Origin of the sequence: Sulfitobacter maritimus (genome assembly GCF_013346665.1) — a bacterium.
GTDB lineage: Bacteria > Pseudomonadota > Alphaproteobacteria > Rhodobacterales > Rhodobacteraceae > Sulfitobacter > Sulfitobacter maritimus.
On the sequence record NZ_JABVBB010000021.1, the window covers coordinates 405,354 to 419,711 of the forward strand.

General features: G+C 57.3%; 12 protein-coding genes and 1 tRNA gene. 6 read left to right on the forward strand and 7 right to left on the reverse strand.

Annotated elements, in window-relative coordinates:
- Positions 1 to 54: 54 nt before the first annotated feature.
- Together HTT03_RS03980 and HTT03_RS03985 are read right to left on the reverse strand one after the other, a co-directional pair.
- Entirely contained in the window at positions 55 to 1,173 is a 1,119-nt protein-coding gene (locus HTT03_RS03980; RefSeq protein WP_174858568.1) for a polyamine ABC transporter substrate-binding protein, read from the reverse strand.
- 70 nt (positions 1,174 to 1,243) lie between these two features.
- Positions 1,244 to 2,020, reverse strand: coding sequence for a creatininase (locus tag HTT03_RS03985; protein ID WP_174858569.1), 777 nt, complete (start codon positions 2,018 to 2,020; stop codon positions 1,244 to 1,246).
- Positions 2,021 to 2,111: 91 nt separating this feature from the next.
- On the opposite strand from HTT03_RS03985, the gene HTT03_RS03990 reads away from it, so the two are divergent.
- The 3 genes from HTT03_RS03990 (at position 2,112) to HTT03_RS04000 (ending at position 5,159) form a co-directional block, all read left to right on the forward strand.
- On the forward strand, positions 2,112 to 3,026 hold the full coding sequence (locus HTT03_RS03990; protein ID WP_246253340.1) for a LysR substrate-binding domain-containing protein: 915 nt from the start codon (positions 2,112 to 2,114) through the stop codon (positions 3,024 to 3,026).
- 94 nt (positions 3,027 to 3,120) lie between these two features.
- A complete protein-coding gene (locus HTT03_RS03995; protein ID WP_174858570.1) occupies positions 3,121 to 4,335 on the forward strand; it encodes a M24 family metallopeptidase in 1,215 nt (404 codons plus the stop codon).
- 227 nt (positions 4,336 to 4,562) lie between these two features.
- A complete protein-coding gene (locus HTT03_RS04000) occupies positions 4,563 to 5,159 on the forward strand; it encodes a dimethylsulfonioproprionate lyase family protein (protein WP_174858571.1) in 597 nt (198 codons plus the stop codon).
- Positions 5,160 to 5,282: 123 nt separating this feature from the next.
- Here HTT03_RS04000 and HTT03_RS04005 read toward each other — a convergent pair whose 3' ends face one another.
- From HTT03_RS04005 to pdxH, 5 genes are all read right to left on the reverse strand, one after another.
- Complete coding sequence (locus HTT03_RS04005) at positions 5,283 to 8,939, reverse strand: vitamin B12-dependent ribonucleotide reductase (RefSeq protein ID WP_174858572.1); 3,657 nt, start codon at positions 8,937 to 8,939, stop codon at positions 5,283 to 5,285.
- 680 nt (positions 8,940 to 9,619) lie between these two features.
- Positions 9,620 to 9,696, reverse strand: a tRNA-Pro gene (locus HTT03_RS04010).
- Between the two features lie 91 nt (positions 9,697 to 9,787).
- Positions 9,788 to 10,285, reverse strand: a complete 498-nt coding sequence (locus tag HTT03_RS04015; protein WP_174858573.1) for a DUF192 domain-containing protein — start codon at positions 10,283 to 10,285, stop codon at positions 9,788 to 9,790.
- Positions 10,258 to 10,809, reverse strand: coding sequence for a cold shock domain-containing protein (locus HTT03_RS04020; protein ID WP_174858574.1), 552 nt, complete (start codon positions 10,807 to 10,809; stop codon positions 10,258 to 10,260). The genes HTT03_RS04015 and HTT03_RS04020 overlap by 28 nt, the downstream gene beginning before the upstream one ends.
- 16 nt (positions 10,810 to 10,825) lie before the next feature.
- Positions 10,826 to 11,431 (reverse strand): pyridoxamine 5'-phosphate oxidase, encoded by a 606-nt coding sequence (gene pdxH / locus HTT03_RS04025; RefSeq protein WP_174858575.1) that lies wholly within the window; start codon positions 11,429 to 11,431, stop codon positions 10,826 to 10,828.
- A 273-nt stretch (positions 11,432 to 11,704) separates the two neighbouring features.
- Between pdxH and fabI the strand changes: the two genes are divergently transcribed.
- Genes fabI through HTT03_RS04040 form a run of 3 tightly spaced genes read left to right on the forward strand, consistent with a single transcriptional unit; the run spans position 11,705 to position 14,329 of the window.
- Positions 11,705 to 12,511 (forward strand): enoyl-ACP reductase FabI, encoded by an 807-nt coding sequence (gene fabI / locus HTT03_RS04030; protein WP_174858576.1) that lies wholly within the window; start codon positions 11,705 to 11,707, stop codon positions 12,509 to 12,511.
- Between the two features lie 54 nt (positions 12,512 to 12,565).
- Positions 12,566 to 13,099, forward strand: a complete 534-nt coding sequence (gpt, locus tag HTT03_RS04035) for a xanthine phosphoribosyltransferase (RefSeq protein ID WP_174858577.1) — start codon at positions 12,566 to 12,568, stop codon at positions 13,097 to 13,099.
- Between the two features lie 48 nt (positions 13,100 to 13,147).
- The gene (locus HTT03_RS04040; protein WP_174858578.1) at positions 13,148 to 14,329 is read left to right on the forward strand and encodes an aminotransferase; all 1,182 of its coding nucleotides are present in this window, start codon (positions 13,148 to 13,150) and stop codon (positions 14,327 to 14,329) included.
- The last annotated feature ends 29 nt before the right edge of the window (positions 14,330 to 14,358 follow it).

Here is a 14,358-nt window from a genome sequence, read left to right on the forward strand (position 1 = left end):
GCAGGTGAGACGATGAGGAGCGCAGTCTGCCCACGCTTCTCAAGTCTCTGTCAATCAAGCGCTTTTGTAGTCTGACCAGAAGTCGTTCCACTCTTCCAAACTTTGCTGGATCGGAAGCTGGCGATACTGGATCAAGCCTTCGCGGATCATATCCATCGCGTTGCGCTCGCCCAAAACCATGTTCTGCCGTTTCGCTTCGGCAAGGTTGGTCTCGTTCAAAACTTCCCAGCCCTTTTTTGACGGGATCATCGCAGGATAAGCGGCCATATCCGCGGATTTTGCCTGCCCTTGGGGCGAGGTGATCCACTGGATCCACTTTTTGGCCATTTCCTGATTGCGAGAGCCTTTGCCGATTGAGAAACTCTCAGTCCATTGCAATCCGCCCTGCTCAGGAATCACGCTGCGGACCGGGCTGCCGTTTTTCTCCAACGTGCCGGTGATCCAATCGCCAATTCCGGCAAAGGCGAGCATTTGACCATTATCGAGCGATGAGAATGTCCCGCCGTAGTCAAAAAAGCCTCCTGCCTGCCGGCGCAACGACATTGTATGCTCTTGCACCTTTTCCCACGCCGCTTGGTCGATGTCATAGGGCGACGGATTGCCGACATGCAGGCTGGCTTGCCCTAGATTTGGCAGATGCCAATCAAAATGGCCCAGCTTGCCCGTCAGGCGCTCATCGGCGAAAAGATCATAGCTTGAGGCTTCTTTTTCCGAGAATGTGTCGGTGTTATAGGCAACCCCAAGGAAGCCGAAACGCGTGATAACGGAATACAATTTGTCATCTTGCCAGTGGCCGGGGAACTTCTGGAATTCAGGGAAAAAGTCGTCAAACGGGTAGTCCGCGGGGTCAAGCTCTTCGATATAGCCTGCGGCATTCAACTGCTGAACATATTCCCCGTCGGATAGAATGACATCAAACGTGCCGCGCGGAGATTGCGCAATCAAGCCCAGCATATTGTCACCGCCGGTGTAATACTTCGGCACGAATTTGACGTTATTCGCCTCTTCGAACTCACCGACGATATCCGGTTCGGCATGGCCATACCACGCCAACATCGAAAGCTCAGTTGTCTGCGCCGCGGCGCGAATGGACAAAAAGGGCGTGGCCAGCGCGGCCCCCCCGGTAATTTTTAACAAGCTACGCCGATTGGGTCTGATAAGTCTGTTAGACATTCTATTTCTCCTTGTTGGGTCGTTTGTTATTTATCCTGCGTGATTGATCCGCAGGTTATCTTCAAAAGGCTTAGGAAAATTCGTCTTGCAGAGCCTTAACGATCCCCTTGGTGCAGACCTCAAGCAAAAGGTCCCCCTTTTCCGCCGTGGCTTCTTTGGGGGAAGACAAGGTGCCGCTCGCGGGTGTCCAATCGGGCTTAGCTGGATAAACATCATAGGGTGGGAATGTGGCTGGCGCATGTTCAACCGCATTCTGCAAAGACACCAGTTCGGGGTGCAACCGAAGCATCAGTGACGTTTCCAAAACGCCCCCATGCTCAATATCCCAGCCGTGAAAACCATTCGGGTAGAGCTTTTCGATTGAGGCTTGATCAACGAAATCCCAATAGGACAGCACCACGAATTTCACGTCATGAATATCGGCCCAGTCGAGTTCGCGCAGGGCAAGGTCGATCGCCTCTGTGATAAACCAAGAGTTCTCGAAATGCCCGTTCACAATGCAAAGGTTGCGCGCCCCGTGGCGCACGAATTCTTTGACCACGTCTTTGAGCGCATTAACGAGGCTTGCCCCATCAAGACTGGTTGTGCCGGGGAAGAAATTACCGCCACCCGACTTTTGATGTGATTTGTAGCCGTAGGTGAAGGGCGGTGCGACAAGCCCGCCCACTTCCTCGGCCGCTCGCCGGGCGAATTCTGTGGGCAACAACACATCAACATGCATCGGCATATGGTGGCCATGCTGCTCCATCGAGCCGAGCGGAATCAGAATAGGAACGTCGCCGCCTTTCACCTGCTCTTGATAGTCTGGCCAGGCCATTTCGGCTGCGAAAACGGTAGAACGCGGCATAGATCCCCCTGCATCTTGCGTTAACGAAAGCCTAAGACAGCTTGCGGAATACAAAAAATTCATAGTAGCAATAACTGAATAAGGATAATTTATGATGCGTAAGTTCACGAACCTACAGACTGACCTGCTGCGTACTTTTGTGACCGTGGTTGACCTGCGCAACTACACCGAAACAGGCAATGTGTTGGGCCGAACCCAGCCTGCGATCTCTCTCCAAATCAAACGGTTAGAAGAAATTGCAGGTGTTAAGTTGCTGTTGCATGAAGGCAAGAAAGTCGAGCTCACCCCCAATGGGCAAGCCTTGCTGGGATACGCTAGAGAGATTCTGCGGCTGAACGATCGCGCAGTTGCCAACCTCCAGCAAGCTGCCTTTTACGGTACGCTGAGGGTCGGCCTACCGGTGGATTACTCGATCGAGTATTTCCAAAGCATCATTTCTGAATTTTCCCACAACAATCCAGACGTTACGCTTGATATCCGCTGTGACCGCAGTGTCGATCTTCTGTCCGCCTTGCATGTTGATGATCTGGACCTGACCATCGCGCTCACCGACACGATGTCGGCGCCGCATGTCTCAGTCTATTGGTCAGAGCGTCCGGTTTGGGCCTGTAGCCGTGACTATAAGATCGACCCCACGCAGCCGCTGAAACTCATCGCCCACCCCAACGGCTGCTTTTACCGCCGCCGGATGATCGAGGCTTTGGACACTGAAGGCCGCGATTGGCGCGTTTCATTCGAAAGCCTCGGTGTTTCGGCGCTGCAAAAGGCGGTGCTCGACGGGATGGGCGTGACAGCATTGACCCGCAAAACAATGCAGCCCGGGATGCGTATCCTCACACAAAGCGACGGTTTTCCGAACCTGTCTAAAATCCACGTCGGTCTATTTTATAAACACATCAAAATGTCAGACGCGGCGCTAAAGCTCATTGAGAAGATTACTGAGAACATCTCTACCTTCCGTATTCCCACCCGAACCCGGGCCGAAACGGTAAAGTCCCGCCATTAACGATCCTTATGGTTAAATGATTTCAATTGATTTTTCTCCAGTCGCGGCCTGCTGCTAGTCAAACGCATAGAAAAGTTAGCAGAGAGGACTTCTTATGTTGGATGACATGCTTCACGTCATGGAGTGGCACAATGGCGAGAAAGAGTTTTCGCCATTTTCGGATAGTGAGATGGCCCGCCGCCAGAATGAATTGCGCGAATGGATGAGCAAGAATGACGTCGATGCGGCGCTGTTCACCTCTTACCATTGCATCAATTACTATAGCGGCTGGCTCTACTGTTATTTCGGCCGGAAATACGGCATGGTCATCGACCAGAAAAACGCCACGACCATCTCTGCCGGGATCGACGGTGGCCAGCCTTTCCGCCGCAGTTTTGGCAATAACATCACTTATACAGACTGGCGGCGCGACAATTTCTACCGCGCGATCCAACAGCTAACAAAAGGCGCGCGGCGTGTCGGGATCGAATACGATCATGTATCGCTCGAATACCGCCAGATGATCCAGGATGCCCTGCCGGGCGTCGAACTGGTGGACGTTGGTCAGCCTGCGATGTGGATGCGGACCATCAAATCCGAAGAAGAGATTAAGCTGATCAAAGAAGGCGCACGTGTTGCCGATGTTGGCGGTGCCGCAGTGACAGCCGCTGTTAAAGCAGGCGTGCCCGAGCACGAAGTGGCGATTGCAGGCATCAACGCCATGATCCGCGAGATTGCGAATTCATTTCCCTTTGTCGAATTGATGGACACTTGGACTTGGTTCCAATCGGGCATCAATACCGACGGTGCGCATAACCCGGTAACCAACAAAAAGGTGCAGTCGGGCGAGATCCTTAGCCTGAACACTTTCCCAATGATCTTTGGCTATTACACCGCCCTGGAACGGACGTTGTTCTGCGATCACGTGGATGATGCCAGCCTCGATATCTGGGAAAAGAACGTCAAAGTGCATGAGCGCGGGCTAGAGCTGATCAAACCCGGTGCGCGTTGCATGGACATCGCAATTGAGCTCAACGAGATGTACCGCGAGTGGGATCTGCTGAAATATCGCTCCTTTGGCTATGGTCACAGCTTTGGTGTGCTGAGCCATTACTATGGGCGCGAGGCTGGCGTTGAACTGCGCGAGGATATTGAGACAGAACTGAAGCCCGGTATGGTCGTATCGATGGAGCCGATGGTGATGATCCCCGAAGGTCAGCCCGGCGCTGGTGGTTATCGGGAACACGACATTCTTGTGATTGGCGAAGACAAAGTGGAAAACATCACGGGCTTCCCCTTTGGTCCCGAACACAACATCATCAAGAATTGAGACCTGCGACTTTGATCGCCCGAAATCTCGCTATGATCGGTGTCATCTTGGCACTGATCATAGCGATCATTGCTTTCGCCCCGCTGTCGCAGCAGAATGGAAATTCTATCGTGCTACGCGGGGCGGGGCTCGCTGTATCTCTCGGACCCTTTAGCGATGAGAAGCCAAACTGAACTTCGGTCATCTTAACGGCCTGAGCCAAAATCCGCTTCGGATAAAAGGGACCTATGACCAGCAGAGATCCCAGCCTCGAAGCATTTTTAGACGCAGCTAGAGAGGCTTATTTTCACCGCACCAATGACCCACGCGCGCTCGCTTCCCTGCATCAAGCCTTTGATGCGCTGGAAGGGGTCAAACCGCAATCTGTCCGACCAAGTCAGCGCCTTCCGGTATGTCAGTTACTCAGACGCATGGGGTCTGAAACCTTACACGCACCCGACCTGACCCGACTTATGGACTCGTTCTTTGCGTTGGAACCCTCGCTTAATTGGGCGCGACGTGCAGGCGACCTGACAGGCGCGAGCGAAAACTTTACCGACAACCACGCCAACGCTGTAATCTTTGGCAAGAACGGCCTTGAACCCAGAGACGATGTCACACTCGGCATATCGCTGGTGGGTCCTGACACCCTCTATCCGGACCACCGCCATAAGCCGGAAGAAACATATCTGGTCATCAGCCCCGGTGACTTTCGTCAGGGACATAGGCCATGGGTTAAGGTCGCCTCAGGCGACACGTTTTACAATCCATCAAACATCCTACATTCCATGCGCTCCTCTACCGTACCCATTCTGGCCTTTTGGGTCTTGTGGCATGGAGCATAGGGCGGATTTTCCTAACAAATCCTTTACCGACGAGCGAAAGAGACAAACCGCGCGTCGTTGAACACCTTTACAACGGGGCAGGCTTTCCCCACCTACCCCGCTGCAAGTCAGGCCAAGTACAAATCAGCTACAGCCGCTCGTGCCGCCGCAAGTGTTGCACTTCATGCATGTCCCGTTGCGTACCAACGTGTAGTTGCCGCACTCACCGCAGGCCTCCCCTTCATAGCCCTGCATCTTGGCCTTGGCCCGCGCGTCGATCCCGACCGCACTTGCGGACGTCGAAGCTGTCGCGCTGACCGCCACCGCCATATCGCCCGCGCCCGTCATTTGCGGCGTGACGGTTTGCAGGGTCGCGCCGGTTTCCGCGCCCTGCCCGCCTTGCAGCACCACCAACTCCTGCGGAAGACGGTTGCGCAGATAACCTGAGGAACTGATTTGTTTGAGCACTTCGAGCGACTTATTCGCAGCGGTTTCGCTTAACTCGGTGACGTTAGAGAGGTTCTCTTCCTCACCACGACCGAGATCATCAAAGGTAGCGCCTTCAGGCTTCACATGCGCCAGATCAGTCCGGTCAAGGTAGGACACCGCCAACTCGCGGAACACATAATCAAGGATCGAGGTCGCCTGTTTGATGCTGTCATTGCCCTGCACCATACCCGCGGGCTCGAACTTGGTGAAGGTGAAGGCATCGACGAATTCCTCCAGCGGCACGCCGTATTGCAGACCGACCGAGACCGCGATGGCGAAGTTGTTCATCATCGCCCGGAAGCCCGCCCCCTCCTTGTGCATGTCGATGAAGATTTCGCCCAGCTTGCCGTCTTCATATTCGCCGGTGCGCAGATAGACCTTGTGCCCACCGACGTTGGCCTTCTGCGTATAGCCCTTGCGGCGCTGCGGCATCTTCTCGCGGTGCGATTTGATGATCTCTTTGACGATGACCTTTTCGACGATCTTTTCGGCCAGCACAGCGGCTTTCTCATGCGCGTTGCCGCTTTCCAGCATTTCGGCGGCATCCTCATCGTCCTCTACGAGAGCAGCGGCCAAGGGCTGGCTCAGTTTCGACCCGTCGCGGTAGAGCGCGTTGGCCTTGATGCCCAAGGACCAGCTCAGCTCGTAAGCCTTCTGACAGTCTTCAATCGTCGCGTCATTCGGCATGTTGATCGTCTTGGAGATCGCCCCTGAGATGAAGCTCTGCGCCGCCGCCATCATGTGGATGTGGCTGTTGACGGACAGGTAGCGCTTGCCCTTTTTGCCGCAGGGGTTCGCGCAGTCGAAGATGCCGTAATGCTCTTCGCGCAGATGCGGCGCGCCTTCGAGCGTCATGGTCCCGCAGACGTGGTCGTTGGCTGCTTCAATGTCCGCCTTGCTGAAGCCGAGCGAACGCAGCAGGTCGAAGGTTGGGTCGTTCAGCTTTTCCGTCGGGATGCCCAGCACCTGCGTGCAGAAGGCCTCACCTAGCGTCCATTGGTTAAACACGAAACGAATGTCGAACGCCTGTTTCAGCGCGGCGTCGATCTTGGCCAGTTCATTGGCGCCAAAACCGTGGCCCGCCAGCGTGGTGTGGTTGATCGCGGGCGCATTGCCGATGGTGCCATGGCCCACCGCGTAGCTGACGATCTCTTCGATCTGGGCCGAGCCGTAGCCGAGTTTCTCAAGCGCGGCGGGCACGGACTGGTTGATGATCTTGAAATAGCCACCCCCCGCGAGCTTCTTGAACTTCACCAGCGCGAAGTCGGGCTCGATCCCGGTGGTATCGCAGTCCATCACCAGACCGATGGTGCCGGTGGGCGCGATGACGGATGTCTGCGCGTTGCGGTAGCCGTGGGCCTCGCCCAGTTTCAGCGCTTCGTCCCAGCAGGATTTGGCGATGTCGACCAGTCCGGCCTGCGGGCAGTTGGCGTGATCCAGCGGGACTGGTTTGACAGACAGCTGCTCATAGCCATCCGACTTGCCATAGGCCGCCGTGCGGTGATTGCGGATGACGCGCAACATATGCTCGGCGTTCTTGGCATAGCCCGGGAAGGCGCCCAATTCGCCCGCCATCTCCGCTGAGGTCGCATAGGCTACACCGGTCATGACCGCCGTCAGCGCCCCACCAAGTGCGCGACCCTCGTCGCTGTCATAGGAATAGCCCATGTTCATCAAGAGCCCGCCGATATTCGCATAGCCCAGCCCCAACGTGCGGAAGTCATAAGACCGCTGGGCGATTTCCTTGGACGGGAACTGCGCCATCATCACGCTGATCTCCAGCGTCACGGTCCAGAGGCGCGAGGCGTGCATGTAATCGTCGACTTGGAACTCACCATCCTTGAGGAAGGTCAGCAGGTTCATCGAGGCGAGGTTACAGGCCGTATCGTCGAGGAACATATATTCCGAACAGGGGTTCGAGCCACGGATCGCACCGTCTTCGGGGCATGTGTGCCAGTCGTTCACGGTGTCGTGGTACTGGATGCCGGGATCGGCGCAGGCCCAAGCGGCATGGCCGACCTGATCCCAAAGGTCACGGGCGCGGACGGTCTTCACCACTCGGTTCTCGGTGCGGCTGATCAACTCCCAGTCGGCATCCTTTTCGACGGCTCTGAGGAAGGCATTGGTGACGCGGATCGAGTTGTTGGAGTTCTGGCCAGAAACCGAGTTATAGGCTTCCGAATCCCAGTCGGTGTCGTAGGTCGGAAATTCGATGCCGGTGTGCCCCTGCTTCGCGTAATCCAACACGCGCTTGACGTAAGTTTCGGGAATCGCGACCTTTTTAGCTTCGCGGATCGCCTGCTTCAGCTGCTCGTTCTTGGCGGGATCATAGGCGTCTTCTTCCACCCCGTCCCATGCTTTGATCGCGTCGAACAGCAGGTTCAACTTCTGCTCGTGCATCTTGGAGCCGGCGACGATGCTCGCCACCTTCTGCTCTTCGAGCACCTTCCAGTTGATGAAATCCTCGATATCTGGGTGGTCGGCGTCGACAATCACCATCTTGGCCGCGCGGCGGGTGGTGCCGCCGGATTTGATGGCGCCAGCGGCGCGGTCCCCGATCTTGAGGAACCCCATCAAACCCGACGACTTGCCGCCGCCCGACAGCTTCTCGCCCTCTCCGCGGAGCGATGAAAAGTTAGTGCCTGTGCCTGATCCGTATTTAAAAAGCCGTGCTTCGCGCACCCAAAGGTCCATGATGCCGCCGTCGCCCACCAGATCGTCCCCGACGGACTGGATGAAGCAGGCATGCGGCTGCGGGTGCTCATAGGAAGATTTCGAGCGGGTCAGTTTGCCGGTCTTGTAGTCGACATAGTAATGCCCCTGCGCCGGGCCATCGATGCCATACGCCCAATGCAGGCCAGTGTTGAACCACTGTGGCGAGTTCGGCGCGGCGCGTTGGCTGGCCAGCATATGGCGCATCTCGTCATAATATGCGCGGGCGTCTTCCTCGGTGGTGAAATAGCCGCCCTTCCAGCCCCAATAGGCCCAAGCGCCCGCGAGACGGTCGAACACCTGTTTGGACGACGTCTCACCGCCCATCTCTGCGCCCTCGGCAGGCACCGAGCGCCACAAGAACTCCGGCACGCCTTTTTCTTTGACCTTGCGCGTCGCGCTTGGCACGCCCGCTTTACGGAAATATTTCTGCGCGATCACATCGCTGGCGACTTGGCTCCAAGCCTTGGGGACTTCAACATTGTCGAGCTTGAACACCACCGACCCGTCAGGGTTGCGGATTTCAGACACCGTAGTGACAAAATCCAAATCCGCATAGGCGTCCTGCCCGACCGTCGTGAATTTCCGTTCAATTTTCATTGTCGCTGCCCCGTTTCCAGCATTTCCAACTGCCAAGCGGATCTGCATATCGCAGAGCGCTTCACCGTGATCGTTATGGGCCGCAGAACGCTTTCCAGCATCGGCGTTGCAACCGATGACGGCTGTCCCTGCGAGACAAAATGATCCTGTACCCAATCCCTTTGCCGGAAAGCGCGGCGGCTGCCTGCTACTACATATTGTAGCATCTCTCCCGACCTCCACAAACTGGCGTAGGTCGCCCTATTTGGTCAACGGTTTTTTTGTAAACGAGTTTGTATCTTTAGGTTGACCGTAATGTTTGAATGCAACTTCGCGAACCGCACGCGATTCACCCCATAAATATCCCCAGAGTTACCCGCAGGGCGGATAAGGGGCGGCACTGCGAATAATCCAATGAGACGATAAAGTTAGCGTGGGGAACTGGTGCGCTCTGCTGATCCATCCACAGGATCGGGATGTTTTAGCGGCGATGCGCAGCGTTAAAGCAACGTTGTTTAATAAATCTAAACAACGCGCCGCAAATCCAAGCTGCGCAGCTAAAGCGCGACAGAATCATCACGGTCAGACGCTCCCTGAAAACCACAACCTGTAGCGGCATAGAGGCTATCTCAACAATATATAGAGAAGTGATCTACCAAGCTGCGTGCCACCGAACGATCGGCCTATGCAACTTTAAAAAGTGGTCGGAGCGAGAGGATTCGAACCTCCGACCCCCTGTACCCAAAACAGGTGCGCTACCAGGCTGCGCCACGCTCCGACTGAGGCTTCTTTAAACATATGACAGCGGATTGAAAAGCCCCGAATGACCTAAAGATGCGGCAATATTCGATTTCGTTGAAAAACCTTGCTCAACAAGGCCAAGCTGGGTCGTTCTCAGTAAAGGCAGGGTGGCGCAATTGTGTGCCTTCGGTGATCCCCATGCGCCGTGACAGCCCGCCATTGATCTCAAGCACGGCCAGCAGATCGTCGCCGCCGGGAATCGGTGTCTCGTCCAGCGGTTTGGCCGAATGGTGGATGTGCTGCACAACGCCCTGTGCGTCGATGAAGAGCAGGTCCAAAGGAATCAGCGTGTTGCGCATCCAGAAACTGAGCGGCTGGGGCGCTTCATAGATAAACAACATGCCCGCACTCAGCGGCAGTTCTTCGCGGTACATCAGCCCTTTTGCGCGTTCCGCGTGGTCGTCGGCAATCTCAACCGAGAATCGCGCTGTTCCCCAATCGCCGCGCAGGCTGACCGCATTGTCTCGGCACGCCCCGGCCATCGCGCTGCTGGCGGTCAACACCCCCGCCAGCACTGCCCCGCCAATCGCGGCAGCGCTCAATCCTCGCGAACGACTGTTTCCCATGCCCGAACCTCCGCTGCCAAATAGCCCCGTTCGCCGTTCACCACCCGCATCGCCAAGGCTTCGCCCGACTGCGGATCGGCCAGACCGGACTGGCGCAACACATCTATATGTAAAAACACGTCTTCATAGCAGCCAAAGACATTGGCAAAGCCGAAGCCTTTGGTCTTATCGAACCACTTCACACGGGCGGGCTTGAGGTCGGTTTGCGCCAAAGTCTCGGCATCGAACCCGGCGCGTTCTATGACGACGGGTGGCAGGTCGGCAGGTGGGGTGACCGACAGCACCTGCGCGGCCTGCGCCCCCCGATCGGTCTGCTGGACCTTAATCTCCACGCGCGCACCATCGGCCACCGAACTTTGCCCAAAGCTGCGCAGCACATTGACGTGCAGCAAAATATCCGCCCCGCCGTTGTCAGCGACGACAAAGCCGAACCCCTTGGAGGGGTCGAACCATTTTACCAGCCCTTGCACTGTGTCGGCTTGCTCAGCGGTTGCCGTGTCCTGCTTATCTAACACCGTCGTCATCTCTCTTCATTTCACCCTATGGGTTTAACCGTGTGACCTGCCAAGGGTCCGCAGGATCAGAGCGTCGCCATTGAAAGCGATCATGCAAGCGAAATTCTCCGTCCGCCCAAAATTCGATCTCAAGCGGAGTGATCCGGTAGCCGCCCCAGAACGGCGGGCGCTTTGGGTTCACGCCATGTTGGGCCGTCACCTTGGCGACTTCGGCCATTAGCGCCCCGCGCCCGGACAGGGGCCTTGACTGACGCGAGGCCCAGGCCCCCAGCCTGCTTTTAAGCGACCTTGATGCGAAATATTCATCTGCCTTCGGCCCATCTTCGCGGCTGATCAACCCGCGCACGCGGATCTGCCGCCGCAATGATTTCCAATGCATGACAAAGGCCGCCTTTCCCGTCGCGTCCAACTCCTGCGCCTTGGCGCTTTCATAGTTGGTGTAGAAAACGAAAGCCGCCGCTTCGATTTCCTTGAGCAACACCATCCGGGCATTGGGCATTCCGGAGGCGTCCACGGTGCTGAGTGCGATGGCGTTGGGGTCGTTGGGTTCTGACGCCTCGGCCTCCCGCAGCCAGCTTTGCGCGATGACAAAAGGGTCTTCGCCTTGAAAAATGCCGCTGCGCGCTTCCATTTTGCGTCTCTCCTAAGCCATCGGCCCGCCCTTTGGCGTTCCCACCTACCCGATCCTTGTCACATCGAAATGTGAAAAAACTTGGGTAAGCCTGTTGTTTTTACTCTTAATATCCCCCCGCCCTGCAAAGCACAACTGGGCCTGTATCGCTGCGCAGGCGCCCGCTGTGGGATCTGCGCCATTGGACCTGCCGGCGGCCGCTCCAGCCTTGCCGCTTTGCGCACAATCGCCTAAACCATGCCCAACAAAACAGAACATGGACAAGGCGCCGGTATGGGAAACGAACTGATGAAGGGCAAACGCGGGCTGATCATGGGCCTTGCGAATGACAAATCCATCGCATGGGGCGTGGCCAAAGCGCTGGCCGATGCGGGGGCTGAACTGGCCTTTTCTTATCAGGGTGAAGCGCTGAAAAAGCGCGTGGGTCCTTTGGCGGAGCAGTTGGGCAGCGACATCGTTCTGCCCTGCGATGTGGGCGACGAAACCTCGATAGACGCGCTGTTCGATGGGCTGAAAGACCGCTGGGATGGCCTTGACTTCATCGTCCACGCCATCGGCTTTTCTGACAAGGGCGAGCTGCGCGGGCGTTATATCGACACCAGCCGTGGCAACTTTGCCATGTCGATGGATATTTCCGTCTATTCCTTCACCGCTGTCATGCAACGTGCGGAGAAGATGATGTCGCCCGGTGCCAGCGCATTGACGCTGACATACTACGGCGCGGAAAAGGTTATGCCGCATTATAATGTGATGGGCGTGGCCAAGGCTGCGCTCGAAGCATCCGTTAAATACCTCGCCGAAGACCTTGGCAAAGATGGCATCCGCGTCAACGCGATCTCGGCCGGGCCGATCAAGACGCTGGCCGCTTCCGGCATTGGCGACTTCCGCTACATTATGAAGTGGAACGAGTACAATTCGCCCCTGCGCCGCAATGTCACCACCGAAGACGTGGGCAAAGCCGCGCTCTTCCTGCTCTCGGATCTTGGCAGCGGTACAACGGGTGAAAACCTGCATGTCGACGCGGGCTATCACGTCGTTGGCATGAAGGCGGTTGACGCGCCGGACATGTCCAAGGAATAACGCGCCTCAACATCATCGCGCGGGTTCCCGCGCCAGCCGCAGCAAAGGAACGTTATGAGCAACCCGAAAGACGCCTCGCGCCTGCCCCATGAAAAGGGCTTTCATATTTCTTGGGATCAGATCCACCGCGACAGCCGCGCGCTGGCGTGGCGGCTGGATGGGCTCGGCCCCGACAATGGCGCATGGCGTGCAGTGGTCGCAATCACCCGTGGCGGCATGGCCCCCGCGATGATCGTCGCACGGGAGTTGGACATTCGCACCGTCGATACGATCTCGGTCATGTCCTACCATTCGGGCGGCGGCGCGGCTGACCAACGCCGTGACGCCAAGGTGCTGAAATCACCGGATGCCGAAATCATGGGCGATGGCACCGGCATCCTGATCGTTGATGATCTGGTCGACAGCGGCAAAACCATTGAACTGGTGCGGGCGCTTTACCCTAACGCGCATTTCGCCACGGTCTATGCCAAACCCGAAGGCGAGCCACAGGTTGATACTTTTATCACCGGCGTCAGCCAAGACACATGGATTTTCTTCCCCTGGGACATGGCGCTGCAATATGTCGAGCCCTATCGCGGCAAAGACTGACCAGCGCAGCGCCGCGCCCTACTCTCCCTTCTGTTCCGGACTGCCCCTATGACGCTCTCGCGCACCGCCACCACATTCTTCCCCCCGGTGATGGAGGCGCGGCGTTGGCTTGATGGCCTCGCCTTTTCTGCGGATCGTCCGCTGATCAACGTCAGCCAAGCCGCCCCTGTCGATCCGCCCCCCGAAGCCTTGCGCCGGGCAATGGCGGAGGTGGTGCTGAACAACGACGAGGCGCATCTCTACGGCCCGGTGCTGGGTCTGCCGGAACTGCGGGCGGAACTGGCGCGGCAAACGGCAGAGAAATACGCGGGCGTTGTGACCGACGAGCAGGTCTGTATCACGTCGGGCTGCAACCAAGCCTTCGCCGCAGCAATCGCCACGCTGTGTGGTGAGGGCGATGAGGCGATTCTGCCGACGCCGTGGTACTTTAACCACAAAATGTGGCTCGACATGAGCGGCGTCACTGCCCTGCCCTTGCCGGTCGAATCCGACATGCTGCCCGATCCTTCCCGCGCCGAAGCGCTGATCACCCCACGCACACGCGCCATCACGCTGATCACACCGAACAACCCGACGGGCGTCGAATATCCTGCCGCCTTGGTGCAAGAGTTCTTCGACCTCGCCCGCCGCCACGGCATCGCGCTGATCTTGGATGAGACCTACCGCGACTTTCACAGCCGTCCCGGCCCGCCCCACGCGCTGTTCAGCGATCCTGATTGGGATGACACGCTGATCCACCTGTATTCCTTCTCCAAAGCCTACCGTCTGACCGGCCACCGGGTCGGCGCGATGATCGCCAGCAAAGCGCGGCTGGCGGAGGTTGAAAAATTCCTCGACACCGTGGCGATCTGCCCGGCGCAAATCGGCCAGCATGGCGCGCTTTGGGGGATGCAGAACCTCGGCCCTTGGCTCGCGGGCGAACGCGAAGAAATCCTTGCGCGCCGTGCAGCAATCTCTGACCTGATGCCTAAGCTTGAAACGCTGGGCTGGGAACTGCTCGGTCTGGGCGGTTATTTTGCCTATATGCGTCATCCGTTTGACATCTCATCCGCTGATCTCGCCCCGCGTTTGGTGCGCGATGCGGGCGTGCTGTCGTTGCCCGGCACGATGTTCACGCCGGAGGGCGACGACAGCGGCGCGGCGCAGTTGCGCATCGCCTTTGCCAACCTTGATGCGGCCGGTCTGACCACCCTTTTCGACAGGCTTGCAGCCCTGCCATACAGCGCATAGACAGGTCCGAAATTAACGAGGGACCGTGT

What these genes read in the sequence shown, in the direction of transcription:
- pdxH (WP_174858575.1), bottom strand. Translation starts at nt 11,431, where the DNA reads ATGGAAGCGCGCAGCGGCATTTTTCAAGGCGAAGACCCTTTTGTCATC.
- HTT03_RS04000 (WP_174858571.1), top strand. Translation starts at nt 4,563, where the DNA reads ATGACCAGCAGAGATCCCAGCCTCGAAGCATTTTTAGACGCAGCTAGA.
- gpt (WP_174858577.1), top strand. Translation starts at nt 12,566, where the DNA reads ATGAGCAACCCGAAAGACGCCTCGCGCCTGCCCCATGAAAAGGGCTTT.
- HTT03_RS04020 (WP_174858574.1), bottom strand. Translation starts at nt 10,809, where the DNA reads ATGACGACGGTGTTAGATAAGCAGGACACGGCAACCGCTGAGCAAGCC.
- HTT03_RS04040 (WP_174858578.1), top strand. Translation starts at nt 13,148, where the DNA reads ATGACGCTCTCGCGCACCGCCACCACATTCTTCCCCCCGGTGATGGAG.
- HTT03_RS04005 (WP_174858572.1), bottom strand. Translation starts at nt 8,939, where the DNA reads ATGAAAATTGAACGGAAATTCACGACGGTCGGGCAGGACGCCTATGCG.
- HTT03_RS03980 (WP_174858568.1), bottom strand. Translation starts at nt 1,173, where the DNA reads ATGTCTAACAGACTTATCAGACCCAATCGGCGTAGCTTGTTAAAAATT.
- HTT03_RS03990 (WP_246253340.1), top strand. Translation starts at nt 2,112, where the DNA reads ATGATGCGTAAGTTCACGAACCTACAGACTGACCTGCTGCGTACTTTT.
- HTT03_RS03985 (WP_174858569.1), bottom strand. Translation starts at nt 2,020, where the DNA reads ATGCCGCGTTCTACCGTTTTCGCAGCCGAAATGGCCTGGCCAGACTAT.
- fabI (WP_174858576.1), top strand. Translation starts at nt 11,705, where the DNA reads ATGGGAAACGAACTGATGAAGGGCAAACGCGGGCTGATCATGGGCCTT.
- HTT03_RS04015 (WP_174858573.1), bottom strand. Translation starts at nt 10,285, where the DNA reads ATGGGAAACAGTCGTTCGCGAGGATTGAGCGCTGCCGCGATTGGCGGG.
- HTT03_RS03995 (WP_174858570.1), top strand. Translation starts at nt 3,121, where the DNA reads ATGTTGGATGACATGCTTCACGTCATGGAGTGGCACAATGGCGAGAAA.